At 73.2% G+C, this 24032-nt stretch carries 18 protein-coding genes and 2 pseudogenes; 14 read left to right on the top strand and 6 right to left on the bottom strand.

Annotation, left to right across the window (positions count from 1 at the left end; all coding sequences use genetic code 11):
- Positions 1 to 51: 51 nt before the first annotated feature.
- On the bottom strand, positions 52 to 1662 hold the full coding sequence (locus tag ACNHYB_RS06660; protein WP_418277637.1) for a hypothetical protein: 1611 nt from the start codon (positions 1660 to 1662) through the stop codon (positions 52 to 54).
- Entirely contained in the window at positions 1632 to 2504 is an 873-nt protein-coding gene (locus ACNHYB_RS06665; RefSeq protein ID WP_418277638.1) for an ABC transporter ATP-binding protein, read from the bottom strand. The genes ACNHYB_RS06660 and ACNHYB_RS06665 overlap by 31 nt, the downstream gene beginning before the upstream one ends.
- A 15-nt stretch (positions 2505 to 2519) precedes the next feature.
- Between ACNHYB_RS06665 and rmuC the strand changes: the two genes are divergently transcribed.
- On the top strand, positions 2520 to 4097 hold the full coding sequence (gene rmuC, locus ACNHYB_RS06670; protein WP_418277639.1) for a DNA recombination protein RmuC: 1578 nt from the start codon (positions 2520 to 2522) through the stop codon (positions 4095 to 4097).
- A 9-nt stretch (positions 4098 to 4106) separates the two neighbouring features.
- On the opposite strand, the gene ACNHYB_RS06675 is transcribed toward rmuC, so the two are convergent.
- Positions 4107 to 5147, bottom strand: a complete 1041-nt coding sequence (locus tag ACNHYB_RS06675) for a 4-hydroxy-3-methylbut-2-enyl diphosphate reductase (protein WP_418277640.1) — start codon at positions 5145 to 5147, stop codon at positions 4107 to 4109.
- Between the two features lie 146 nt (positions 5148 to 5293).
- Between ACNHYB_RS06675 and xseA the strand changes: the two genes are divergently transcribed.
- The gene (gene xseA / locus ACNHYB_RS06680; RefSeq protein ID WP_418277642.1) at positions 5294 to 6568 is read left to right on the top strand and encodes an exodeoxyribonuclease VII large subunit; all 1275 of its coding nucleotides are present in this window, start codon (positions 5294 to 5296) and stop codon (positions 6566 to 6568) included.
- Positions 6569 to 6595: 27 nt separating this feature from the next.
- Here the strand turns inward: xseA and ACNHYB_RS06685 are convergent, their stop codons facing one another.
- The gene (locus ACNHYB_RS06685) at positions 6596 to 8215 is read right to left on the bottom strand and encodes an ABC-F family ATP-binding cassette domain-containing protein (RefSeq protein WP_418277643.1); all 1620 of its coding nucleotides are present in this window, start codon (positions 8213 to 8215) and stop codon (positions 6596 to 6598) included.
- A 173-nt stretch (positions 8216 to 8388) separates the two neighbouring features.
- Between ACNHYB_RS06685 and ACNHYB_RS06690 the strand changes: the two are divergent.
- The 4 genes and pseudogenes from ACNHYB_RS06690 to ACNHYB_RS06705 all read left to right on the top strand — a co-directional run bounded on the left by ACNHYB_RS06690 (position 8389) and on the right by ACNHYB_RS06705 (position 11675).
- Positions 8389 to 8600: pseudogene (locus ACNHYB_RS06690) on the top strand (exodeoxyribonuclease VII small subunit).
- Positions 8600 to 9523, top strand: coding sequence for a carbohydrate kinase family protein (locus tag ACNHYB_RS06695; RefSeq protein WP_418277644.1), 924 nt, complete (start codon positions 8600 to 8602; stop codon positions 9521 to 9523). The pseudogene ACNHYB_RS06690 and the gene ACNHYB_RS06695 overlap by 1 nt, the downstream one beginning before the upstream one ends.
- Positions 9520 to 10155 (top strand): carbonic anhydrase, encoded by a 636-nt coding sequence (locus ACNHYB_RS06700; protein ID WP_418277645.1) that lies wholly within the window; start codon positions 9520 to 9522, stop codon positions 10153 to 10155. Before ACNHYB_RS06695 ends, ACNHYB_RS06700 begins: the two co-directional genes overlap by 4 nt.
- 86 nt (positions 10156 to 10241) lie before the next feature.
- Complete coding sequence (locus tag ACNHYB_RS06705; protein WP_418277646.1) at positions 10242 to 11675, top strand: class II fumarate hydratase; 1434 nt, start codon at positions 10242 to 10244, stop codon at positions 11673 to 11675.
- Between the two features lie 263 nt (positions 11676 to 11938).
- Here the strand turns inward: ACNHYB_RS06705 and ACNHYB_RS06710 are convergent, their stop codons facing one another.
- A complete protein-coding gene (locus ACNHYB_RS06710) occupies positions 11939 to 13279 on the bottom strand; it encodes a PhoH family protein (RefSeq protein WP_418277647.1) in 1341 nt (446 codons plus the stop codon).
- 255 nt (positions 13280 to 13534) lie between these two features.
- On the opposite strand from ACNHYB_RS06710, the gene ACNHYB_RS06715 reads away from it, so the two are divergent.
- The 3 genes from ACNHYB_RS06715 (at position 13535) to ACNHYB_RS06725 (ending at position 16816) form a co-directional block, all read left to right on the top strand.
- Positions 13535 to 14116, top strand: a complete 582-nt coding sequence (locus ACNHYB_RS06715; protein ID WP_418277648.1) for a DUF1697 domain-containing protein — start codon at positions 13535 to 13537, stop codon at positions 14114 to 14116.
- Positions 14117 to 14315: 199 nt separating this feature from the next.
- Positions 14316 to 15560 (top strand): Na+/H+ antiporter NhaA, encoded by a 1245-nt coding sequence (gene nhaA, locus ACNHYB_RS06720; protein ID WP_418277649.1) that lies wholly within the window; start codon positions 14316 to 14318, stop codon positions 15558 to 15560.
- A 62-nt stretch (positions 15561 to 15622) separates the two neighbouring features.
- A complete protein-coding gene (locus ACNHYB_RS06725) occupies positions 15623 to 16816 on the top strand; it encodes an acetyl-CoA C-acyltransferase (protein ID WP_418277650.1) in 1194 nt (397 codons plus the stop codon).
- A 114-nt stretch (positions 16817 to 16930) separates the two neighbouring features.
- Here ACNHYB_RS06725 and ACNHYB_RS06730 read toward each other — a convergent pair whose 3' ends face one another.
- Positions 16931 to 18445: a helix-turn-helix domain-containing protein gene (locus tag ACNHYB_RS06730; protein ID WP_418277651.1), complete on the bottom strand. Its 1515-nt coding sequence runs from the start codon at positions 18443 to 18445 to the stop codon at positions 16931 to 16933.
- A 185-nt stretch (positions 18446 to 18630) separates the two neighbouring features.
- Between ACNHYB_RS06730 and aceA the strand changes: the two genes are divergently transcribed.
- The 5 genes and pseudogenes from aceA (at position 18631) to ACNHYB_RS06755 (ending at position 24003) form a co-directional block, all read left to right on the top strand.
- A complete protein-coding gene (aceA, locus tag ACNHYB_RS06735) occupies positions 18631 to 19947 on the top strand; it encodes an isocitrate lyase (RefSeq protein WP_418277652.1) in 1317 nt (438 codons plus the stop codon).
- Positions 19948 to 19973: 26 nt separating this feature from the next.
- Positions 19974 to 21703, top strand: a pseudogene (aceB, locus tag ACNHYB_RS06740) (malate synthase A).
- 84 nt (positions 21704 to 21787) lie between these two features.
- Positions 21788 to 22222 carry a hypothetical protein gene (locus tag ACNHYB_RS06745; protein ID WP_418277653.1) on the top strand — a complete coding sequence of 145 codons (435 nt, stop codon included), beginning with the start codon at positions 21788 to 21790 and terminating at the stop codon, positions 22220 to 22222.
- Between the two features lie 101 nt (positions 22223 to 22323).
- Positions 22324 to 23250: a CHAD domain-containing protein gene (locus ACNHYB_RS06750; protein ID WP_418277654.1), complete on the top strand. Its 927-nt coding sequence runs from the start codon at positions 22324 to 22326 to the stop codon at positions 23248 to 23250.
- Between the two features lie 147 nt (positions 23251 to 23397).
- Positions 23398 to 24003 (top strand): DUF6318 family protein, encoded by a 606-nt coding sequence (locus ACNHYB_RS06755; RefSeq protein ID WP_418277655.1) that lies wholly within the window; start codon positions 23398 to 23400, stop codon positions 24001 to 24003.
- Positions 24004 to 24032: the final 29 nt, after the last annotated feature.

Below are 24032 nucleotides of genomic sequence, written 5' to 3' on the forward strand. Positions count from 1 at the left end.
CAGTTTGTCAGGCTCGCCGCGAGCGCCGGTCCACCGGGTGCGCGACGTCGGTCACGCGAACGCCGTGACCCGGGCCAGCAGCTCGGGCAGTCGCCGCTCGTAGGTGCGGGCGCCCGACCGGACGCCGACGACGAGGACGACCGCCGCCCAGCCGATCCCGACCACGAGCGTCACCCAGCCCAGCACGAGGCTCGGCACCAGCAGCGCCGTCAGGCCGAGCACGAGCGTCGGGAGCAGGAGCGCGAGGACGACGGCGAAGGCGAGCGTCTGGGCGAGCACCGTCGGCGCGGTCGCGCCCTGCGGGGTCTTGAAGGCGCTCTCGCCCGGCTTGGGGACCGGGTAGACCAGGCGGGCGGAGACCGCGCTGGACACGCCGAGCGTGGTGCCGAGGACGCCGAGGCTCAGCCCGACCAGGGCGGGGGCGGCCGCCCATCGCCCGGCGGCGCCTGCCGCCACGACGGCCATCGCGGTGACCAGCGGCACCCCGACGACCGCGACCGGGATCACCCGACCCCATCGGTCCGCGAGGCCCGAGGTGCCGGTGGCGACGTGCAGGGCGAACGCCGTGTTGTCGTAGCCGACGTCGTTCGACAGTCCGAAGCCGAGGAAGTAGGCGGCGAACGGGGCGACGAGCAGCAGCATCCCGCTGCCGGCACCCGTGGTCACCCCGACGAGCACGATGACGACGGGGAGCAGCGGCACCATCGCCAACGACGCCGTGTAGCGCGGGTCGCGCAGCCAGTAGGTGGCGCACCGCGCGGCGACGGCCCCCGTCCGCGTCGCGGGCACCCGACCGAACCAGCCGAGCCCGCGCGCCCGGCTCGCCGCGCCGCCGCCGCGCGGGGTGACCAGCGCCCTGGCCATCGCCCGGTCCCAGACCAGGGCCAGGGTCGCCAGCGACACCAGGATGATCCCGGCCAGCGCCGCCGCACGTCCCCACGCGCCCTCGTGCACGGCGGCGGGCAGCGCCCACGGGGCACCGAACGGCGTCCAGGCCAGGACCCGGACCGGCGGGGCCAGCATGGCCGCCACGTCGTCGCGGCCGAGGGTGAAGGTGCCCGACGCGCTCTGCCTCGACGCCCACGCCGAGAGCCCGGCGAAGAGCGGTCCGACGGCCACGAGGGGCACCACGGCGGCGACCATCAGCACCTCGCGCCGACGCCGGGAGTCGAGCAGCGGGGCGAGCGCCGTGGTGGTCGCCCGGGACCCCAGGATGCACAGGGCCAGCGCGGCGAGGGCCCCGACCAGGGCCGCCAGCAACGCCGGCAGGTCGGAGCGCCACGCGAAGGCGGATCCGACCCCGATCAGCAGCGTCGCCAGAGCAGGGACGGAGACGAGGGCTGCCGCGGCGAGGCCGAGCAGGAGGCGACGGCGCGGCACCGCCAGGGTGACGAACCGCATCGGGTCGAGCGTGGCGTCCACGCCGAACGCGAAGAGCGGCAGGAACCACCAGCCGAGCACGATCACCGACCCGAGGACGACGAGGCCCTGGGCGGTCAGCGCGAGGTTCGCCCCGCCGCCCACGACGGCCGCCCCGACCAGCAGCAGGGCGATCGACATCCCGTACGTCGCCGCCACGACGAGCCCGATCGTCTGCCACACGCTGCGCCGCAGCGTGTTGCCCAGGAGCGTCAGCCGGAGGCGGACGAGGTGCGCAACCACTCCAGACCTCCCGCGTCCCGACGCCCGCCCACCAGCTCGACGAACCTGTCCTCCAGGGTCTGGGCGCCGCGCACCTCGTCGACCGTGCCCGCGGCCAGCACGTGCCCGCCCGCGATGACCGCCACGTGCGAGCAGACGCGCTGCACGAGGTCCATGACGTGGCTGGACACCACCACCGTCCCGCCGTCGTCCACGTAGCGCCGCAGGATGTCGCGGATGTTGGCGGCGCTGACCGGGTCCACGGCCTCGAACGGCTCGTCCAGCACCAGCACGCGCGGCGCGTGGATCATGGCGCCGGCGAGCGCGATCTTCTTGGTCATGCCGGCCGAGTAGTCGACGACGAGCGTGTCGCGGTCGTCGGCGAGGTCCATCGCGACCAGCAGGTCCTCCACGCGGGTCGTGACCGTGTCCCGGTCGAGCCCGCGCAGCAGGCCCGAGTAGGTCAGCAGCTGGGCCCCGGTGAGGCGGTCGAACAGGCGCAGGCCGTCCGGGAGGATGCCGAGCATCGGCTTGGCGTCGTCGGGCCGCGCCCACAGGTCGGTCCCGAGCACGTGCGCCGTGCCGAAGTCGGGCCGCAGGAGACCGGTGGCCATGGACAGCGTCGTCGTCTTGCCGGCACCGTTCGGGCCGACGAGACCGAAGAACGACCCGGAGGGCACGTCCAGGTCGACCCCGGCGACGGCGATCTTCTCCCCGAACCGCTTCCAGAGCCCGCGCACGCTCAGCGCGGCGCCAGGGTCCGGCGGTGGTGTCTGCTGGGTCACACCGGCCACCGTAGCGGCTCGCCCGTGGGCGATGACGTCGGTCCGCGGAGCGTCTGGCCGGGGTTGTCGGTGGCGCATGACAGCCTGACCGGCATGGAGACGACGACGGTTCTGCTCATCGCGGCCTGCACGCTCGCCCTCGGGGTGCTGCTCGGGTGGTTGTGGCACGCGCTGCGCACCGCCGGCCGGCACCGCTCGGCGGAGATGGAGGCGGTGCGCGGGCACGCCGAGCTCGACACGGCTCGCCGCGAGGTGGCAGGGCTGCGCGAGCAGGTCCAGGCGGCGAAGGACGAGGGCGACCGCAGGCTCGCCGTGGCGGCACAGGAGACCGAACGTCGTCTCGCGGTGGCCCACGAGCAGGCGCAGGCGCGCCTCACCGAGGTGCGCGCCGAGGCCGAGCGTCAGGTCGCCGCGGCCAAGGGTGACCAGGAACGCGCCGCCCAGCAGTTCAAGTCCCTGGCGGGCGAGGTGCTGTCCAGCAACAACAAGCAGTTCCTCGAGCTCGCGGAGCAGAAGCTGCGGGCCACGACCGTCAGGAACGACGAGACCCTCGCCCAGCGCGAGGAGGCGTTCAAGGCGCTCGTGGACCCGATCGGCAAGAGCCTGGAGAAGGTCCGGGCCGAGGTCGTCGAGCAGGAGAAGCGGCGCATCGAGTTCGACTCGCGCATCAACGAGAACATGCGCCACCTGGCGGACGTCTCCGGCGAGCTGCGCAAGGGCACCAGCGACCTGGTGACGGCGCTGCGGTCGTCGCAGGAGCGCGGGGCGTGGGGCGAGCTGCAGCTCCAGCGGGTCGTCGAGGCGGCCGGGATGATCGAGCAGGTCGACTTCGACGTCCAGGTGCAGGTGACCAACGACGACGGCGAGACGCTGCGGCCCGACATGGTCGTCAACCTCGCCGGCGGCAAGAGCATCGTCGTGGACTCCAAGGTCGCGTTCCTCGGCTACCTCGAGGCCCAGCAGAGCGACGACGCCGCGGTGCGCGAGCAGCGCATGGCGGCCCACGTGCGCCACGTGCGCAAGCACGTCGACGACCTCGCGTCAAAGCGCTACTGGGACCTGTTCGACCACGCGCCGGAGTTCGTCGTGATGTTCGTGCCCGCCGAGGCGTTCCTGTCGGCGGCGCTGGAGCGCGACCCGGCCCTCATGGAGGACGCCGCTCGCAAGAACGTCATCCTGGCCAGCCCGGCGACGCTGCTGGCGATGCTGCGCACCATCGCCTACTCCTGGCGTCAGCAGTCCCTCGCCGACAACGCCCAGGAGGTGCTGCGGGTCGGCAAGCAGCTCCACTCCCGCCTGGTCACCATGACGGGGCACGTCACCAAGATGGGCCGTTCCCTGGAGGCGTCGACCAAGGCGTACAACTCGATGATCGGTTCGCTGGAGCGCAACGTCCTCACGTCGGCCCGGCGCATGGTCGAGCTGGACGTCATCGACGCGAAGGACGAGATCGAGGAGGTCAAGGGTCTGCAGGAGACGCCCCGACCGATCACCAAGCCCGAGCTCCTGGCCGCGGAGGAGGGGGGCGTCGTGTCGATCGACGCCGGGGCGGACGACGAGGACCCGCGCCGCACCGACGTCGACTCCCTCGCGGAGGACGACCACCGCCTGCTCTCCCTGCGCGTGGAACTGCGCGACTCCGAGTCGTCGACCGACGCCGCGGCAGGCTGAGCCCCGCGGTCAGGCCGGGCTGATCGGCAGCTCGCGCCGCTTCTCCGGCCGGGGCCGGCCGTCCTGCGCGCCGCTCGCCTTCAGGCTCGTCCGCAGCTCACGCGGCAGCGAGAACATCAGGTCCTCGGTCGCGGTGCGCACCTCCTCGGCCTGGCCGAATCCGCGGTCGGCGAGCAGCCGCAGGACGTCGTCGACGAGGATCTCCGGCACCGACGCCCCCGAGGTCACCCCGACGGTCGTCACACCGTCGAACCACGACTCCTCGATCTCCGCGGCCCGGTCCACGCGGTACGACGTGCGGGCTCCGGCCTGGAGGGCGACCTCCACGAGCCGCACCGAGTTCGACGAGTTCGCCGAGCCCACGACGATCACGAGATCGCACTCGGGGGCCAGCTTCTTGACGGCCACCTGGCGGTTCTGGGTCGCGTAGCAGATGTCGTCGCTCGGCGGGTCGATCATCTCGGGGAACTTCTCGCGCAGCCGGCGCACGGTCTCCATCGTCTCGTCCACCGACAGCGTCGTCTGCGAGATCCACACGACCTTGCTCGGGTCGCGGACCTCGACCTCGTCGACCTCCTCCGGGGAGTTGACGACCCGCACGTGGTCCGGGGCCTCGCCGGCGGTCCCCTCGACCTCCTCGTGGCCGTCGTGGCCGATGAGCAGGATGTCGAAGTCGTCGCGGGCGAACCGGACGGCCTCCTTGTGCACCTTGGTCACCAGGGGGCAGGTAGCGTCGATCGTGTCGAGGTCACGGGCGGCCGCGGACTCACGGACGGCGGGCGACACACCGTGGGCCGAGAACACGAGGCGCGCGCCGTGGGGCACCTCGTCGGTCTCCTCGACGAAGATCGCGCCGCGCTCGCGCAGCGTCTCCACGACGTGCTTGTTGTGCACGATCTCCTTGCGGACGTAGACCGGCGCGCCGTACGTCTCCAGGGCCTTCTCCACGGCGACGACCGCGCGGTCGACGCCGGCGCAGTAGCCGCGGGGGGCGGCGAGGAGCACACGCTTGGTCGAGGGACGGACGGGGGCCGGTGCGGTCGCAGTCACGCACCCAGTCTAGGAGGCCGGTGTGGAGGGCGTGTGACGGTGACCGTCGGGAGCGGTTCGCGCCCGTGCGCACCGGTCCGGGCGGGTCCGGGCGGGTCCGGGGGGTCCAGGTCCGGGTGTGGGTGGGGTGCGGCATGCTGGTGGACGTGAGCGACGACCACCCCGCGCCCGGTGCCGGGCCCGAGACGCAGCCGCTGCCCGCGCGCGCCGCCGACACCACCGCGCACAGCCCGTGGCCCGTGCGGCTGCTGTCGGCGAAGATCCGCGACTACGTCGCGAGGATGACCAGCGTCTGGGTCGAGGGCCAGGTCGTCGAGCACACCTACCGTGGCGGGTCGGGGGTGCAGTTCATCACCCTGCGGGACACCGACGTGGAGGCGTCCCTGCCGGTGCACATGCTGACCAGGGCGTTCGACGGCCTGGACGCCCGGCCGCAGAACGGCGACCACGTCGTCGTGCAGGCCAGGCCCGAGTACTGGGTCAAGACGGGCCGGCTCTCCCTGCGCGCCTCCAGCATCCGCCAGGTCGGCGTGGGTGAGCTGCTCGCCCGGATCGAGCAGCTCCGGTCGGTGCTGGCCGCCGAAGGCCTGTTCGACGCGGACCGCAAGCGTGCGCTGCCTTTCCTGCCGTCGGTCGTGGGGCTGGTGTGCGGGCGCGAGTCCAAGGCGGAGCACGACGTCGTCGTCAACGCCCGCGCCCGCTGGCCGCAGGTCCGGTTCGAGATCCGGGAGGTCGCGGTCCAGGGCGCCGGCGCCGTGCAGGAGGTCGGGGCGGCCGTCGCCGAGCTGGACGCCCGCCCGGAGGTGGACGTCATCGTGGTCGCCCGCGGCGGCGGCTCGGTGGAGGACCTCCTGCCGTTCAGCAACGAGACGCTGGTGCGCGCGGTGGCCGCCTGCCGGACCCCCCTGGTCAGCGCGATCGGCCACCAGACCGACACCCCCCTGATCGACCTGGTCGCGGACTACCGCGCCTCCACCCCGACCGACGCTGCCAAACGCATCGTGCCCGACGTCGCGGAGGAGCGTCAGCGGGTCGCCCAGGCCCGCCAGCGCATCCGCGGGTCGGTGACCGCCATGCTGTCGCGGGAGCAGCACGGCCTGGACGCGGTGCGGTCCCGTCCGGTGCTCGCCCGGCCGAGCACGATGGTGGACCAGCGCGAGTCGGAGATCGCTCAGCACCTGCGCCACGTCCGCCACCTGCTGGACGCGGCGCTGCTGCGGGGCGCGGGCGAGGTGGGGCGCCTGACGGGCCAGGTGCGCGCCCTGTCCCCCGCCTCGACGCTGGAGCGCGGCTACGCCGTCGTGCAGCGGGCCGACGGCGCCGTGGTCCGGGCCGCCGACGACGTCACCACCGGCGACGCGGTGCACGTGCGCCTCGCCGACGGTTCCCTGGACGCCGCGGTCACGTCGGTCGGAGCCTGACGGGCACGAGCAGGGGCGACGCACCGCTCAGCGGGCGCGGGCCACGCGCCCCTCGTCCCAGACTGCCTCGGGGGTCTCGCGCACGGTGCCGTCGGCGCCGAACACGAGGAACCGGTCGAAGCCACGGGCGAACCACCGGTCGTGCGTCACGGCGAGCACGGTGCCGTCGAACGCCTCCAGGCCCTCCTGGAGCGCCTCGGCACTCTCCAGGTCGAGGTTGTCGGTGGGCTCGTCGAGCAGCAGCGCGGTACAGCCGCCCAGCTCCAGCAGGAGGATCTGGAACCGTGCCTGCTGACCGCCCGAGAGCCGGTCGAACGGACGCTCCGCCGCGCCCTGCAGCTCGTAGCGACGCAGCACGGAGGTGGCGGCGCCCCGGTCCTTGGCGTGATCCGACCACAGGATCTCCAGCAGCGTGCGGCCGGCCAGCTCCGGATGGGCGTGCGTCTGGGCGAAGTGGCCCACCACCACCCGCGCACCGAGGCGCGCGGAACCGGTGTGCGCGACGTCGTCCCCCGCCAGCAGACGCAGGAAGTGCGACTTGCCCGACCCGTTCGAACCGAGGACGGCGACCCGTTCGCCGTAGAACACCTCGAGGTCGAACGGCTTCATGAGTCCGGTGAGCTCCAGGTCCTCGCACATGATCGCGCGGGTCCCGGTGCGTCCTCCGCGCAGCCGCATCGAGATGTCCTGCTCGCGCGGCGGCTCCGGGGGCGGGCCCGCGTCCTCGAACTTGCGCAGACGCGTCTGGGACGCGCGGTAGCGCGAGGCCATGTCGGGGCTGTTGGCCGCCTGCTGGCGCAGGGTGAGGACGAGCTTCTTGAGCTGGGCGTGCTTCTCCTCCCAGCGTCGGCGCAGCTCCTCGAACCGCGCGAACCTCTCGCGCCGTGCCTCGTGGAACGTGGCGAACCCGCCGCCGTGCACCCAGGCGTCGGTCCCGGTGGGGCCGGGTTCGAGGGCGACGATGCGGTCGGCCACCCGGTCGAGCAGCTCACGGTCGTGGGAGACGAACAGGACCGTCTTGCGGGTGGCGAGGAGCTGATCCTCCAGCCAGCGCTTGCCGGGGACGTCGAGGTAGTTGTCGGGCTCGTCGAGGAGCAGGACCTCGTCCGGCCCTCGCAGCAGCGCCTCCAGCACCAGTCGCTTCTGCTCACCTCCGGACAGCGTGCGGACCTCGCGCCACTGGGCACGCTCGAACGGCATGCCGAGCGCCGCCGTCGTGCACACGTCCCACAGGGTCTCGGCCTCGTAGCCCTGCACCTCGGCCCAGTCCACGAGCGCCTGCGCGTAGCTCATCTGGGCGGCCTCGTCGTCGACCTCCATGACGGCGGTCTCGGCGTCCTCCAGGGCGCGAGCGGCGTGCCGGACCCGGTCGGGGGCGACGCCGGCGAGGAGCTGGCGCACGGTGGTGGAGTCCCGCACGGAGCCGACGAACTGCGACATCACCCCGAGCCCGCCGCTGACGGTGACGGTGCCCGCGTCGGGGCGCAGCTGCGCGGTGACGAGTCTCATCAGCGTCGTCTTGCCCGCACCGTTCGGGCCCACGAGGGCGGTCGTGCTGCCTTCGCCGACGCGGAAGGAGACGTCGTCGAGCAGCGTTCGTCCGTCCGGCAGCACGTACTCGACGTGCGCCACCTCGAGATGACCCATGGCCTGAAGATCGCACGGCGGAAGGGCACGGGGCAACGCGTTTGGGGGCCCGGCCGTCCCGGATGTCGGCGGGGTGCGGTTGACTGGGGTGCGTGACCGATGCTGACGCCGCCGCCGACACCACCGCCGCCGACACCACCGCTGACAGGACCTCACAGCCCGACGTCGGCACGCTGACGTACGAGCAGGCGCGCGACGAGCTCGTCCGGGTCGTCTCCCGCCTGGAGGCGGGGGCGAGCCGCTGGAGGCCTCGCTGGCCCTGTGGGAGCGGGGCGAGGCGCTCGCCACGCGCTGCCAGGAGTGGCTCGACGGCGCCCGCGAGCGCCTCGCGGCCGCACAGTCGGGCGCACGGTCGGGCGCGGCCGACGCCGCCGAGCACCGCTGATGGCGCGTCACGTGCTCGCCGTCGGCGAGGCGCTGGTGGACGTGGTGGCCCGGCCGGACGGGTCGAGCACGGAGCACCCGGGCGGTTCCCTCGCCAACGTCGCCCTGACGCTGGGTCGCCTGGGTCGCGCGGCCCGCCTCGCGACCTGGCTGGGCGACGACGCACGGGGCGACGTCGTGCGGGCCTGGTTGACGGAGTCGGGGGTGGCGACGACGGCGGGCAGCGACGGCGCCGAGCGGACGTCGGTCGCACGGGCGACGCTGGACGCCGACGGCGGCGCCTCCTACGAGTTCGACCTGACGTGGCAGGTCCCACCGGGGGCGGGGGCGGATGCCGGGACGGTCGCGGTCCACACCGGTTCGATCGCCGCGGTGCTGGATCCGGGTGCGGGCGCGGTGCTGGACCTGGTGACCCGGGCCCGTGCGGTGGCGACGATCTCCTACGACCCGAACGCCCGCCCGGTGCTGATGGGTGGGGCTCAGGCGGCTCGCGAGCGCGTCGAGACGTTCGTGCGGCTCGCCGACGTCGTGAAGGTCAGCGACGAGGACCTCGCCTGGCTCGCGGCGGGGACGGCGCCCCTGGACGTGGCGCGGTCCTGGGTGCACGAGCTCGGGGCAGCGCTCGTGGTGGTGACGTTCGGCGGCGAGGGAGCCACGGCGGTCACCGCCGCGGGAGAGGTGCACGTGCCGTCGCGCCCGGTGGCGGTGGTCGACACCGTGGGGGCGGGCGACTCGTTCACGGGCGCGCTGCTGGACGGCCTGTGGGCGGCCGACCTCCTCGGCGCGGACCGTCGTGCGGCACTGCGTACCATCGACCTCGCCACCGTGGAGCGGCTGCTCGAGCGCTGTGCGGCGGTGGCGGCGGTGACGGTGTCCCGCGCGGGCGCGAACCCGCCGTGGGCGAGAGAGCTGGAGGACGCATGACCCCCACCGAGGCATGGACCGCGCTGCGGTCCGGCAACGAACGATTCGTCCGTGACGAGCCGGAGCACCCGTCCCAGGGTGCGGCGCGTCGGCACGAGCTGGCCTCCGGGCAGAACCCGCACACGGTGCTGTTCGGCTGCTCCGACTCGCGGGTCGCGGCGGAGATCATCTTCGACCAGGGTCTGGGTGACCTGTTCGTGGTGCGCACGGCGGGGCACGTCGTCGACACGACGGTGCTGGGATCGATCGAGTACGGCGTGGAGGTGCTGGGTGCGCCGCTGCTCGTCGTGCTCGGGCACGACTCCTGCGGCGCCGTGGGCGCGACGGCGCAGACGCTGCGCACCGGGGAGCAGCCGCCGGGGTTCGTGCGGTCGGTCGTGGACAAGGTGATCCCGTCGGTCGCGGGGCTGGCGGACTTCTCCGACGGCCCGGACGGCACCCCGTTCGCCGACCGGCTGCGCACCATGCACGTGCGGCACACGGTTGCGCTGCTGCGGGGCTACTCGGCGGCCCTGGACGCCGCGGTGAGCGCGGGCCGGCTCGCGATCGTGGGCGTCGAGTACGACCTCGACGACGGCTCGGCACGGCTGATCGAGGTCGCGGGCGACGTCGGCGAGCAGCCGATCTCCTGAGGCGCGTCACGCCGCGGCGGGGCGCTCCGCCGCGGCGTGACACCTCTCACACGCTGACGCCGTGGTCGGTGCGGCACGATAGACGCATGACTTCCGACATCGTCGCCGGTGGCACCGCCGCCGCCGAGACCGAGTACCGCATCGAGCACGACACCATGGGCGAGGTCCGCGTGCCCGCCCAGGCTCTCTACCGCGCGCAGACGCAGCGCGCCGTGGAGAACTTCCCCATCTCGGGCACACCGCTGGAGCGGGGCCACATCGAGGCCCTCGCCCGTGTGAAGAAGGCTGCCGCCCGCGCCAACGCCGAGCTGGGCGTGCTGGACCAGGACGTCGCGGACGCCATCGTGGCCGCCGCGGACGAGGTCGCCTCGGGCGCGCTGGACTCCCACTTCCCCGTCGACGTGTTCCAGACCGGCTCCGGCACGTCGTCGAACATGAACACCAACGAGGTCCTGGCGACGCTGGCGACGCGCTCGCTGGGCAGGGACGTCCACCCGAACGACCACGTCAACGCCTCGCAGTCCTCCAACGACGTGTTCCCCACGTCGGTGCACGTGGCCGCCACCGCCGGCGTCGTGCGCGACCTGGTGCCGGCGCTGGAGCACCTCGCGGCGTCGCTCGGCGCGAAGGCGGACGAGTTCTCCGGCGTGGTGAAGTCGGGCCGCACCCACCTCATGGACGCGACGCCGGTGACCCTCGGCCAGGAGTTCGGCGGGTACGCCGCGGCGGTCCGCTACGGCATCGAGCGCCTGCAGTCGGCGCTGCCGCGCGCCGCGGAGGTGCCGCTGGGCGGTACCGCCGTGGGCACCGGCATCAACACCCCGGCCGGGTTCCCGCAGCGCGTCATCGAGCTGCTGCGCGAGGACACGGACCTGCCGATCACGGAGGCGCGCGACCACTTCGAGGCGCAGTCGGCCCGCGACGGCCTGGTCGAGCTGTCGGGCGCTCTGCGCACGATCGCGGTGTCGCTGACGAAGATCTGCAACGACCTGCGCTGGATGGGTTCGGGCCCGAACACGGGCCTCGGCGAGATCGCGATCCCCGACCTGCAGCCGGGCAGCTCGATCATGCCGGGAAAGGTCAACCCGGTGATCCCGGAGGCCGTGCTCATGGTGGCCGCCCGTGTGGTCGGCAACGACGCGACGGTCGCGTGGGCCGGCGCGACGGGCTCCTTCGAGCTCAACGTGCAGATCCCGGTCATCGCCCAGGGCGTGCTGGAGTCGATCCGCCTGCTCGCCAACGCCTCACGGGTGCTGGCGGACAAGACGGTGGACGGCATCACCGCGAACGTCGAGCGCGCCCGAGCGCTGGCGGAGTCGAGCCCGTCGATCGTCACGCCCCTGAACCGGGTCATCGGCTACGAGGCGGCGGCGAAGGTCGCCAAGCACTCGGTCAAGCAGGGCCTCACGGTGCGGGAGGCCGTGCTCGACCTGGGCTTCGTCGACCGTGGCGAGGTCACCGAGGCCCAGCTCGACGAGGCGCTCGACGTGCTGTCGATGACGCGTCCGCCGCAGGCCTGATCGCTGCGGCGGTGGGCGTCCGGCCCGGTCGGACGTCCACCACCGCACCCGGGGTGACGGAGGTCTCAGCAGGCGGACACCCCTTTGGTAAGCCTTACCTCACCTGTTAGTGTCTGGGTCAAGCGAGAGGCGTGCTGCCGGTGCGCGGGGCTGGGGGGTTCCACGAGGCAGCGCGCCTTTTGCTGTGCCGGGACCGCACGCGTCAGGGGCGCCGCCACGACCTGAGGTCCTGGCGGCGCCCCTGACGCTCCCGGCACCGGACGTCAGAGGTCCAGGCCCTCCAGCATCTCGGTGACCAGCGCGGCGACCGGGGACCGCTCCGAGCGGGTCAGCGTGACGTGCGCGAACAGCGGGTGCCCCTTGAGCGCCTCGATCACCGCGGCGACACCGTCGTGACGACCCACCCGCAGGTTGTCGCGCTGCGCCACGTCATGGGTGAGCACCACGCGCGAGGACTGACCGATCCGCGAGAGCACCGTGAGCAGCACGTTGCGCTCCAGCGACTGGGCCTCGTCGACGATGACGAACGCGTCGTGCAGCGACCGGCCACGGATGTGCGTCAGCGGCAGCACCTCGAGCATCTCGCGGTCGATCACCTCCTCGAGCACCGCCGGCGAGACGAGCGCCCCGAGGGTGTCGAACACCGCCTGCGCCCAGGGGTTCATCTTCTCGGACTCGCTGCCCGGCAGGTACCCCAGCTCCTGGCCCCCGACGGCGTACAGCGGCCGGAAGACGATGATCTTGCGGTGCTGGCGCCGTTCCAGGACGGCCTCGAGCCCCGCGCACAGCGCCAGGGCCGACTTGCCGGTGCCCGCCCGGCCGCCGAGGGAGACGATCCCGATCTCGTCGTCGAGCAGCAGGTCGACCGCGACCCGCTGCTCCGCCGAGCGTCCGTGCACGCCGAACAGGTCCTGGTCCCCACGCACGAGCCGCACGTGCTTGTCCGGCGTCACGCGCGCCAGCGCCGACCCCGTGCCGCCGTGCACGACCAGTCCCGTGTGGCACAGCAGCGGCGAGGCGCCCTCGACCACCTCGGGAGCGAGCGCGGCGAGCTCGACGTCCGACCCGTCGTACAGGGCCCCCATCTGCTCGTCCGTCACGGCGATCTCGCGCATCCCCGTCCAGCCCGAGTCCACGGCCAGCTCGTGGCGGTACTCCTCGGCCCGGAGCCCGACGGCGGACGCCTTGACCCGCATCGGCAGGTCCTTGGAGACGACGGTGACGTCCAGCCCCTCCGCGGCGAAGTTCGCCGCGACCGACAGGATGCGGGTGTCGTTGTCCCCGAGCCGGAAGCCGGCGGGCAGCACCTGCGAGTCGGTGTGGTTCAGCTCGACGCGCAGCGACCCCCCGTCCCCTCCGATCGGGACCGGGGCGTCCAGGCGGCCGTGCTCGATCCGCAGGTCGTCCAGCGCCCGCAGAGCACTGCGGGCGAAGTATCCGAGCTCGGCGTGGTGACGCTTGGCCTCGAGCTCGGTGACGACGACGACGGGCAGGACGACGTCGTGCTCCGCGAAGCGGTAGATCGCTCGGGGGTCGGACAACAGGACGGACGTGTCGATGACGAACGTCCGACGGTCGGTGCTGGGGTTTTCGGTGTGGGCCACGATGTGCTCCCTCGCGCAGAGCGGAACGCTGGGTGGGGCGGGCGACCGGCCACGTGCACGTGAGGCACGAGAACCGGGGCCGGCCCTCCTGCACGGAGCGTGCACTCCATCGGTTGGCCTCCCGGGGACGCCCGCGGGTGGGCGTCCTGCGGTCACGTTACGACCGTGAGCCTGTGATCGGCACCACAGCGGCGGCGCGTCGCGAACTCGTCACGCAGAGTTCACACCGTGGTGACCGAGGGGCACCATGGAGGGATGACGACGTACGTGGTGCTGCTGCGCGGGGTCAACGTCGGGGGAAACCGCCGCGTCCCGGCGTCGGACCTGCGCTCCGCCGCCGCGGACGCCGGCCTCCACGACGCCCGCACGTACGCCAACAGCGGCAACCTGGTCGCGGCCGGCAGCGCGGTCGACGACGGCGCGGGACCGGACGCACCAACGGCCGACGTCACGGACGTCGCGGACGCGCTGGCCTCGGCCCTCGCCGGACGGGTGGGCCTCGAGGTCCCGCTGCTGGTCGTCACCGCCGCGCGGCTCGAACGCCTCGTCGCCGCCGTCCCCTTCCCCGAGACGGCCCACGAGGACCCCGCCCGGCTGCAGCTCCACCTCGGTCCCCGCGACGTGGACGACGACGGTCTGGCACGGCTCGCCGCCCGGCACGACGGACCCGAACGGCTCGCCACCGCCGAGGGCGCCCTGTACGTGCACTACGTCGACGGGCTGGGCCGCACCCGCCTGAACGGCCCACGGATCGACGAGGCCGCCGGCACCTGGACGACCGGGCGCAACTGGCGCACCGTCACCAGGCTCGTCGCGATGGCGAACGAGCGACCGTGATCCGCGCCACGCGGCCCGCACCGTACGTCGCCCCCGCTCGGGCGCGGCCGGTAAGGTGTCCGGCAATGGCGAGCCGGGAAGACTGGTCGGCGACGCCGGTTGAGACACCGGCACTCGACGACGTCCTTCGCAGAACGAGGAGTGCACCCTGAGCACCGACCTGTCCAACCCGTCCTTCGGCGCCCGCCTGGCGCGCTGGGTGTCCCGCGAGACCACCGGCGGCGCCCTGCTCATCGGCGCCGCGATCATCGCCCTGGTCTTCGCCAACTCACCGTGGCGCGAGACCTACGAGGCCTTGGCCCAGACGGTCGTGGGCCCCGCGTACATCGGCCCGGTCTACGTCCACCTCGACCTCTCGCTCGCGAAGTGGGCCGCCGACGGCCTGCTCGCGATCTTCTTCTTCGTCGTCGGGCTCGAGCTCAAGCAGGAGTTCGTCGCCGGGTCGCTGCGCAACCCCAAGCAGGCAGGCGTGCCCATGCTCGCCGCCGTCGGCGGCATGGTCGTCCCGGCCGCGATCTACGCGGTCATGGTGATCACCCTCGGCGACTCCGGGGCGCTGCACGGCTGGGCGATCCCCACCGCCACCGACATCGCGTTCGCCGTCGCCGTCCTCGCCGTCTTCGGCAAGGGCCTGCCCGTGGCGATCCGCACCTTCCTGCTGACGCTTGCCGTCGTCGACGACCTGCTCGCCATCACCGTCATCGCGGTGTTCTACACCGAGGAGATCCACTTCGGTGCGCTCGCCGCGTCGCTGCTGGTGATCGCCGTGTTCGGCTGGTACGTCCGCACCCGCTCCCCGAAGTGGTGGCTGCTGGTCCCCCTGTTCTTCGTCGCCTGGGCGCTCATGCACGCCTCCGGGGTGCACGCGACCGTCGCCGGCGTGCTCATGGGCTTCACCGTCGCCGCCCGCCCGACCCACGGCGAGGACGAGGCCCGCACCAGCCGCTACGAGCACGCCGTCAAGCCGTGGTCGCAGGGCCTGGCGCTGCCGATCTTCGCGTTCTTCTCGGCCGGGGTGAACCTGGTCGACGGCGGCGGCCCGGCCGAGATCCTCTCGCAGCCGGTGGTCTTCGCCATCGTCGGCGGGCTCGTGGTCGGCAAGCTCGTCGGCATCCTGGGGACCACCTGGCTGGTCACCCGGATCACCCCCCTGCGGCTCGCCCAGGGCATCGGCGTGCGCGACCTGCTGCCCGTGGCCTTCCTCGCGGGCATCGGGTTCACGGTCTCCCTGCTCATCGCCGAGCTGTCGTTCGGCGAGGACTCCGAGCACACGGTCGGCGCCAAGGCCGCGATCCTCATCGCCTCGGTCATCGCGGCCGTCCTCGGCGCGGTCATGCTGCGCTGGGACGCCAAGCAGGAGCGCGGTCCCGACATGAACCGCGACGACCTGCCCGACGAGGTCACGACGTTCATCGGCGACGAAGAGGACAGCAAGGAGCACTGACCTCCGGCGCCCGGCCGACGGCGTACGGTGGTCGGTAGAGCATCGCCGCGAGGAGGCCGCCGATGGACACCGCACCCGAGGACGTCGTCATCGTCACGGCCGCCCGCACCCCGCAGGGGCGCCTCCGGGGTGCGCTCGCCCCGCTGTCCGCGGTGGAGCTGGGCGCCGTGGCAGCACGTGCGGCGCTGGCCGCCGCCGGTGATCTCGCCGCCGACGTCGACGCGGTCGTCCTCGGTCAGGTGCTCCAGGCCGGAGCAGGGCAGAACCCCGCCCGGCAGACGGCGGTGGCCGCAGGACTGTCCCTGGACGTGCCCGCCGTCACCGTCAACAAGGTGTGCCTGTCCGGGCTGACCGCGGTGATCGACGGCGCACGGCTGCTGCGCACGGGCGAGGCGACCGTGGTGCTCGTGGGTGGCCAGGAGTCCATGTCGAACGCCCCGCACCTCCTGCCCGGGGCGCGGGCCGGGTTCCCCTACGGCGAGGCCACCCTGCTGGACGCCGTCGCGCGCGACGGGCTCACCGACGCGTTCGACGGTCGTGCGATGGGCCTCGGCACGGAGGACGACAACGTCGGCGACGCGTTCGTGGACCGTCCCGAGCAGGACGAGTGGGCTGCGGCGTCGCACCGCAGGGCGGCCCGTGCGACGACGGACGGGGTGCTCGCGGCCGAGCTCGCGCCGGTGGAGGTCCCGCAGCGCCGCGGGGACGCCGTCGTCGTGACCGCCGACGAGGGCATCCGGGCGGACACGACGCCCGAGACGCTCGCCCGCCTGCGGCCCGCCTTCTCCCCCGCGGGGACGATCACGGCCGGCAACGCCTCACAGATCTCCGACGGCGCTGCCGCGCTGGTGCTGACGACGCGCCGCCGGGCGGCCGCCGCGTCGGTGCCGGTGCTCGCCACCGTGCGCGCGGCCGGCCAGGTCGCCGGGCCCGACACGTCGCTGCACTCGCAGCCGGCCCGCGCGATCGCGGCTGCGCTGGCCCGCCAGGGGTGGTCGGCCGACGACCTCGACCACGTCGAGATCAACGAGGCCTTCGCGGCGGTCGTCGCGGTGTCCGCACGGGCGCTCGGGCTGTCGCGCGACGTCGTGAACCCGCACGGCGGCGGCATCTCGCTGGGCCATCCCATCGGGGCGTCGGGCGCGCGCCTCGCGGTGCACGCGGCGCACGCCCTGGCCCGGCGTGGCGGCGGACGTGCCGCCGTCGGGCTCTGCGGGGGCGGGGGCCAGGGCGAGGCCCTGCTGCTGGAGTCCTGAGCCTCGCCCAGGGCGCTCACGCCCCGCCCGACCACGCCCCGCCCGACCACTCCCCCACGGCCCCACCGCGCGCGCCCGCCCGCCCGCCGTCCGACCCTGCCGCCCCTGCCGACGTCACCCGGCGCCCGGCGCGTGCCGCTCCAGGAACTCGTACACCTCCGTGGTGTCCACCCCGGGGAACGCCCCCGACGGCATCGCCGCCAGCATCGAGGCGTGGGGGCGCGCGCTCGGGAAGGCGTGCCCGTCCCACCGCTCCGCCAGGGGCGGACGCGCGTGCCGGCAGCACGAGTCCGCGGGGCAGCGGGAGGTGGACCGCGCCGTCGTCTCACGACCCAGGAACCACTTGACCTGCGCGTACGGCACTCCCACGCTGACGGAGAACCGCCCCTCGGGGGTGCTGGAGACCCGGGACGTGCACCAGTAGGTCCCCGTCGGGGTGTCCGTGTACTGGTAGTAGGGGCTGAGCCGGTCGGCGTGGCCGAACACCACCCGCGCCGTCCACTGCCGGCACACGTGCTGACCCTCCACCGTCCCGAGCGCGTCCGCGGGGAACCGCACGCCGTCGTTCTCGTACGCCTTGTGGATCGCGCCCGACTCGTGGACCTTCATGAAGTGCACCCCGATGCCGAGGTGGCGGGTGGCGAGGTTGGTGAACCGGTGCGCCGCCGTCTCGTAGGACACCGCGAAGGCGTCCCGGAGGTCCTCGATCGAGATCGCCCGCGCCTCCTTGGCCTCGCGCAGGTGCCGCACGGCCTCGCGCTCGGGCAGCAGCAGGGCGGCGCACAGGTAGTTGGCCTCGACGCGCTGGCGCAGGAACTCGCCGTAGTCGTGGGGCTCGGCGTGCTCGAGCACGTGCGACGCGAGCGCCTGCAGCAGCGCCGAGCGGGCGTCGGAACGCCCCCGGATCCCGTCGCTGGGCAGGTACACCCGGTGGTGACGGCGGTCGATGACGGCGCGCGTCGACTGCGGCAGGTCGGACTCGTAGTGCAGGGAGAACCCGAGGTGGGCGGCGATGTCGACGGCGGCGCGCTGCGGCACCGGTCCACGGGTGTGCCCGACGTCGTCGAGCAGGGAGCGGGCGATCATCTCCAGGTCCGGGAAGTAGTTGTCCTGCGCGCGCATGTCCGCCCGCAGCTCGGTGTTGGCGCGGCGGGCCTCCTCCGGGGTCAGCGCTCGCTCGGAGTGGAGGCGCTCGAGCTCGGCCTGCAGGGCCACGATGGCCTCCAGGGCATCCGTCGGCAGGGACTTGCCCACCCGGACCTCCTTCACCCCGAGCGCCGAGAAGAGCGGGCCTCTTTGTACCCGTTCAAGCTCGATCTCGAGGGCGTCGCGGCGCGACGGCGCCTCGGGCGAGAGCAGCTCGTCGACGCTCGTGCCCAGCGCTCGTGCCACGGCCTGCAGGCGCGCGATGGTGGGCTCACGCTTGCCGTTCTCCAGCATGGAGACCTGCGACGGCGCGCGGTCGATGGCGGCAGCGAGGTCCGCCAGGGTCATGCCGCGCCGGGTGCGCAGGTGCCGGATCCGCCGTCCGATGGTCAGGGCGTCGGCTTCCTCGCCGGTCGGCGGAGGGGTCGGCAGGGCGGGTGCCGCTCGGTTCGTCGTCGTCAGGGCCATGCTCGAGGGTGACATGCGCCACGCCTTCTGGGAAGGAGAAGAAACGTGATACTTCTTCTCACGATCGCTCGCCACAGGGGTTGCGCAGGGCGCAGAGTCGTCATCGAGGGACGACGACGGCGGCCCGGGCGAGGCTCCACGAGCAGCGCACGGGCCGTCGGACCCTCACCGCAGGCTCCGACGACTGGAAGGCGATCATCATGACCGCGACGCTCGAACCGCAGACCACGACCACCCGGCCCGGCGACCAGGTCGCCACCGCCGAGGCCCTGGCCGAGCAGTGGGCCACCGACCCCCGCTGGGCCGGCACCACCCGCGACTACTCCGCCCAGGACGTCGTCGCGCTGCGCGGTTCGGTCGGCGAGGAGCACACGCTCGCCCGTCGCGGGTCCGAGGTCCTGTGGGACCTGCTGCACAGCGAGGACTACGTCAACGCCCTCGGTGCACTCACCGGCAACCAGGCGGTGCAGCAGGTCAAGGCCGGCCTGAAGGCCATCTACCTGTCCGGCTGGCAGGTCGCCGGCGACGCCAACCTGTCGGGACAGACGTACCCCGACCAGTCGCTCTACCCGGCCAACTCCGTGCCCGCCGTCGTGCGCCGCATCAACAACGCGCTGCTGCGCGCCGACCAGATCGACGTCGAGGAGAACGGCACGCCGACCCGCAACTGGCTCGCGCCGATCGTCGCCGACGCCGAGGCCGGGTTCGGTGGACCGCTCAACGCCTACGAGCTCATGCGGTCGATGATCGCGTCCGGCGCCGCGGGCGTGCACTGGGAGGACCAGCTCGCCAGCGAGAAGAAGTGCGGCCACCTCGGCGGCAAGGTGCTCATCCCGACCAAGCAGCACGTGCGCACGCTCAACGCCGCACGCCTGGCCGCCGACGTCGCGGACGTGCCCAGCGTGGTCATCGCCCGCACCGACGCCGAGGCCGCGACCCTGCTGACCTCCGACGTCGACGAGCGCGACCAGCCGTTCCTCACCGGCGGGCGCACCGGCGAGGGCTTCTACGAGGTGCGCAACGGCATCGAGCCCTGCATCGCCCGCGCCCACGCCTACGCCCCGTACGCCGACCTCATCTGGATGGAGACGGGCACCCCCGACCTCGACCTGGCCCGCCGGTTCGCCGAGGCGGTCAAGGCCGAGTTCCCCGACCAGATGCTCGCGTACAACTGCTCGCCGTCGTTCAACTGGAAGAAGCACCTCGACGACGCCACGATCGCGAAGTTCCAGCGCGAGCTCGGCGCCATGGGCTTCAGCTTCCAGTTCATCACCCTGGCCGGGTTCCACGCCCTCAACCACTCGATGTTCGACCTCGCCCACGGCTACTCGCGTGAGCAGATGACGGCGTACGTCCGTCTCCAGGAGGCCGAGTTCGCCTCCGAGTCCCGCGGCTACACCGCGACCAAGCACCAGCGGGAGGTGGGCACCGGCTACTTCGACCGCGTGTCCACGGCGCTCAACCCCGACGCCGCCACCCTCGCCCTCGCCGGCTCCACCGAGACCGCTCAGTTCTGACTCGCACCCGCCACCGGGAGATCATCATGACCACCATCGCCGACCCGCCCCGCTCCTCCACCGGTTCGCCGCACACGCCGCCGCGCGGCCTCGCCCTCGCGGACTCCGCGACCTTCGCGGAAGGCACCGTGGACGTCGTCGGGCCGCACGTGCCCGGCTCCGAGGAGATCCTCACCCCCGCCGCGCTGGACTTCCTGGCGCTGCTGCACGACCAGTTCGCCGACGCCCGCTGCGAGCTGCTCCTGACCCGTCAGCGCCGGACCCGGCAGATCGCCGACGGCGCCGACCCCGACTTCCTGCCGACCACCCGGCCCGTCCGCGAGGACCCGACGTGGCGCGTGGCCGGTTCCACGGGGGCGCCCGGTCTGGAGGACCGTCGAGTCGAGATCACCGGGCCCACCGACCCGAAGATGACGATCAACGCGCTCAACTCGGGAGCCAGGGTGTGGCTCGCCGACGCCGAGGACGCGTCCAGCCCGACGTGGACGAACGTCGTCGGCGGGCAGCTCGCGCTGCGGTCCGCGATCCGGGGCGAGCTGACGTTCGACGGCCCGTCCCCCGACGGTGGCCGCACGCCCGGCAAGCACTACGCGCTGCGCACCACCGAGCTCACGCAGATGCCGACGATCGTGTTCCGTCCGCGGGGCTGGCACCTGTTCGAGAAGCACCTGGCCTACACCGGCACGGACGGGTCGAGCCAGCCCGCCTCGGGGTCGCTCGTCGACTTCGGGCTGTACCTCTTCCACAACGCGGCCGAGCTGATCGCCCGCGGGCGGGGTCCGTACTTCTACCTGCCGAAGCTGGAGAGCCACCGCGAGGCCCGCCTGTGGAACCAGGTGTTCGAGGTCGCCCAGGAGGCCCTCGGCATCCCCCGGGGCACGATCCGCGCCACCGTGCTGATCGAGACGCTCCCGGCGGCCTTCGAGATGGAGGAGATCCTCTACGAGCTGCGCGACCACTGCGCCGGCCTGAACGCCGGCCGCTGGGACTACCTGTTCAGCGTCATCAAGTGCTTCCGTTCGCGGGGGACTCCTACGTGCTGCCCGACCGCGCGCAGGTGACGATGACGGCGCCGTTCATGCGGGCCTACACCGAGCTGCTGGTCGCCACGTGCCACCGGCGCGGTGCGCACGCCATCGGCGGCATGAGCGCGTTCATCCCGGACCGCCGCGACCCGGAGGTCACCGAGGCCGCGTTCGCGAAGGTCCGTGCGGACAAGCAGCGCGAGGCCGGCGACGGCTTCGACGGGTCGTGGGTGGCGCACCCGGACCTCATCGGCATCGCCCGGGAGGCCTTCGACGCCGTGCTCGGCGAGGACCCGCACCAGGTGGGCCGGCAGCGGGACGACGTCCGGGTCGGCCAGGCCGAGCTGCTCGACGTCGCCTCGGCGCGGCGCGGCGGTGCGACCGTCACGGAGGCGGGGCTGCGGACCAACATCTCGGTCGGCATCCGGTACATCGCCTCGTGGCTGGGCGGGACGGGCGCTGCGGCGCTGGACCACCTCATGGAGGACGCGGCGACGGCGGAGATCTCGCGGTCGCAGGTCTGGCAGTGGGTGCACTCCCGCACCGTCACCGAGGACGGCGTGACCATCACGCGCGACCTGTGCGAGGCGATGGTGCGCGAGTTCCTCCGGACGGCGCCGCGGACGCCGGGCGACGGGCTCGAGCGGGCGTCGTCGATCTTCCGCGAGGTCGCCCTGGGTGACGACTTCCCGCCGTTCCTGACGACGGGGGCCTACGCCCGGTACTTCTGATCCGTCTCCCTGCGCCGCCGCCGTCGTCCACAGCCTGTGGACGACGGCGGCGGCGTCTGCGCTGCGCGGGGCAGGGTCTGACGCATGAGCACCGACACCGCACCCGCCGTGGTCCGCCCCGGCGACTTCGTCCTGTCCGACGCCGACCGTCTCGACCTCGCGACCATGCTCGCCGGGGCGGCGCTGCCCCGCAGTCGCACCCTGTGCCTCTCGTGGATCGACGCCGAACGGCGTTTCTCCGGCGTCGCCGTGCCCGTGCGCGACGTCCCCGCGCTGCCCGGGTCCGACGACGCCGCCCGGTTCGGCATGGTCATCGCCTCCGTCACCGAGCAGTCCGCACCCGGCGGCAGCGTCGTCGCCGTCCACGTCCGACCGGACGGGCAGACGATGACCGACTCCGACAGGGCCTGGAACGTGGCCCTGCGCGAGCAGGCCGCCACCCACGGCTTCACCCTGCACGGGCTGTACGTGGGAGACGGTCGCGCGGTGCGGCCGCTCGCCCTGGACGACGCCGGGTAGCGATTCGGCCGGAGCGTGCAGCTGAGCTGCACTCCTGCGCCGTCGTGCTGCCGTACTGCTGTACCGCTGCGCTGCGGGCCCGGGTTGCCTACCGTGGGGCGATGGCACCTCAGCGCGCAGCAGACCAGGCAGCCGACGTCTTCGCCGACGTCGTGGCCGAGCACGTCCGACGGATCCAGCAGCGCGTCCCGGCCGCGGTCACCGACGAGCCCGACGCCGTCCACCGGCTCCGCGCCGCCGTCCGGCGGCTGCGCACCGTGCTGTCGGTGTACCGGCCCGTGTTCGACCGTGCCGAGGCCACCGCTCTCCGGGAGCACCTGGCACGGTTCGGCGACGTGCTCGGCACCGCCCGCGACCTGGAGGTCCGCCGCGCCGACGTGGAGTCCGTCGGGCGGGACGCGCGCGTCTCCCTGGACGCCCGCGCACACCTCGTCTCCGCGCTCGACACGCGGCACGCGGAGGCGCACCGACGGCTCGTGGACTGGTGCCAGGGGCCCGAGTGGGACGAGCTCTCCGGCGAGCTGGTGCGATGGGTCGCCACCCCTCCGCGGGGCAAGGCTGCCGGCAAGCCCGCACGCAAGGTCGCGCGCAAGCGGCTGCGGAAGGCGGTCGCCAAGGCGCTGCGGGCCGCCGACGACGTCGACCTGACCGCCACTGCCGACGTCGACGTCGACGTCGCACCTGGCGGCGTCGAGGACGAGGAGATGGCGCGCGCCCACCGCCTCCGCAAGGCCGGCCGCCGACTCACCCATGCCGCCCGTGCCGTGACGAGCAACCCCACCAAGGTGCTGGGCTCCTCCACGCGCGCGCTCGGGGAGATCGGCAAGCGGATCCAGTCGACGCTCGGCGACCACCGCGACATGCTGCTGCTCGCCCGGTACGCCGACGAGGTCGGCGACACCGTCGCGTCCCGTGGCGGCGACCGCTCCGGGTACGACCGGCTCGCGCATGCCGCACGCCGCCGCGGCCGGGAGGCTCTCGACGAGGCCGCGAGCGCCGTCGCAGCCCTGCGTGAAGCGACGGACTGACCGCCGACGGCACAGGTCCCCGGGGTGCCCAGGGTCGCCCCGGGTGCCCAGCTGGTGAGACTTTTCCACAGGGCCGTGCCGCTCGAGGGTCGCCTTCGCTACGGTGTCCGGGTTGTCACCGTCGACTCCCTGGTGAAGGAGCCCCCGATGCCCCGCCCTCGCACTGCCCTCTGCGCGCTCGGGGCTGCGATCCTACTGCTCGCAGGCTGCACGACACCCGCCCCTCCGGACGCGACCGGGCAGAGCCCGGCGCCCGACGCCACCGCTTCGTCGGAACCCGCGCCGGCCCCGTCGTCGTCTCGGAGCGAGGCGGACCCGGTCATCGTCGCTCCTCCACGACCCGCCGCGATGGACGACGACGGCTACGAGGGCGCCTCGGCGGCCGCGGAGTACTTCATCGAGCTCGACGACTACATCATGAAGACGAACGACACCGCCGAGTGGGAGGCCATGTCCCACGAGAAGTGCAGCACCTGCGCAGCCCGTCTGGAGCAGGCCCAGACCATCGCCGACAGCGCATACACCTATACAGGCGGAGATTCCGAAGTTCGTGTCGACCACGTCTACGAACAGGACAGCGCAACGCGAATCTGGCCCGTCGACGTCTACTCGTCGGTGGAGCCCGCGTCGCTCGTGGACGCCAACGGGGCCGAAGTGCAGAGCTTGGAGGCGGTGTCCGCAATGAATCGGGTCGAGGTCGTCCGAGACAACGGTCGATGGACCATCGTCGGAATCACAGGATTGGACCAGTAGTCAGATGGGTACAGTCGTCACGAACGTTC

It is taken from the genome of Isoptericola jiangsuensis, from assembly GCF_048320105.1.
Classification (GTDB): Bacteria; Actinomycetota; Actinomycetes; order Actinomycetales; family Cellulomonadaceae; genus Isoptericola; species Isoptericola jiangsuensis_A.

What these genes read in the sequence shown, in the direction of transcription:
- ACNHYB_RS06665 (WP_418277638.1), bottom strand. Translation starts at nt 2,504, where the DNA reads ATGCGCCACCGACAACCCCGGCCAGACGCTCCGCGGACCGACGTCATC.
- rmuC (WP_418277639.1), top strand. Translation starts at nt 2,520, where the DNA reads ATGGAGACGACGACGGTTCTGCTCATCGCGGCCTGCACGCTCGCCCTC.
- ACNHYB_RS06685 (WP_418277643.1), bottom strand. Translation starts at nt 8,215, where the DNA reads ATGGGTCATCTCGAGGTGGCGCACGTCGAGTACGTGCTGCCGGACGGA.
- ACNHYB_RS06695 (WP_418277644.1), top strand. Translation starts at nt 8,600, where the DNA reads ATGGCGCGTCACGTGCTCGCCGTCGGCGAGGCGCTGGTGGACGTGGTG.
- ACNHYB_RS06700 (WP_418277645.1), top strand. Translation starts at nt 9,520, where the DNA reads ATGACCCCCACCGAGGCATGGACCGCGCTGCGGTCCGGCAACGAACGA.
- ACNHYB_RS06705 (WP_418277646.1), top strand. Translation starts at nt 10,242, where the DNA reads ATGACTTCCGACATCGTCGCCGGTGGCACCGCCGCCGCCGAGACCGAG.
- ACNHYB_RS06715 (WP_418277648.1), top strand. Translation starts at nt 13,535, where the DNA reads ATGACGACGTACGTGGTGCTGCTGCGCGGGGTCAACGTCGGGGGAAAC.
- ACNHYB_RS06725 (WP_418277650.1), top strand. Translation starts at nt 15,623, where the DNA reads ATGGACACCGCACCCGAGGACGTCGTCATCGTCACGGCCGCCCGCACC.
- ACNHYB_RS06730 (WP_418277651.1), bottom strand. Translation starts at nt 18,445, where the DNA reads ATGTCACCCTCGAGCATGGCCCTGACGACGACGAACCGAGCGGCACCC.
- aceA (WP_418277652.1), top strand. Translation starts at nt 18,631, where the DNA reads ATGACCGCGACGCTCGAACCGCAGACCACGACCACCCGGCCCGGCGAC.
- ACNHYB_RS06745 (WP_418277653.1), top strand. Translation starts at nt 21,788, where the DNA reads ATGAGCACCGACACCGCACCCGCCGTGGTCCGCCCCGGCGACTTCGTC.
- ACNHYB_RS06750 (WP_418277654.1), top strand. Translation starts at nt 22,324, where the DNA reads ATGGCACCTCAGCGCGCAGCAGACCAGGCAGCCGACGTCTTCGCCGAC.
- ACNHYB_RS06755 (WP_418277655.1), top strand. Translation starts at nt 23,398, where the DNA reads ATGCCCCGCCCTCGCACTGCCCTCTGCGCGCTCGGGGCTGCGATCCTA.